Source organism: Streptococcus intestinihominis, assembly GCF_046824975.1.
GTDB lineage: Bacteria > Bacillota > Bacilli > Lactobacillales > Streptococcaceae > Streptococcus.
On record NZ_JBKQBL010000001.1, the window covers coordinates 561,852 to 562,169 of the forward strand.

Annotated in this window: 1 protein-coding gene; it reads left to right on the top strand. The window is 44.3% G+C overall.

All coding sequences use genetic code 11. The annotated features are described in order from the left end of the window. On the top strand, positions 1–318 hold a 318-nt coding region (locus tag ACLOR3_RS02800; protein ID WP_412036994.1), incomplete at both ends, for a LytTR family transcriptional regulator DNA-binding domain-containing protein.

Here is a 318-nt window from a genome sequence, read left to right on the forward strand (position 1 = left end):
CAGGGCCACAACCTAGCGAACGCATCCAGAAAGTCCAACAATTCATTGAGGAATTGGACCAAAAGGAACGCTTGCGAGCGAAAAAGGAGGGCGAAACCTATCTTGTAGAGACCCACTTGTTTCATCGGTTCTATATTGAAAACCGTCAAGTCGTTGGGGAAACAAAGGATGACCACTTCATCCTCACCGGCCCCCTCTACCAACTCTATGAAGACTTGCCCATCTACTTTTTAAAAATTTCCCAATCTGAAATTATCAATACCAAAGAAATCGATCATCTGCATTTTACCAGCAGCGGATCGGTCCAAATCAATCTGA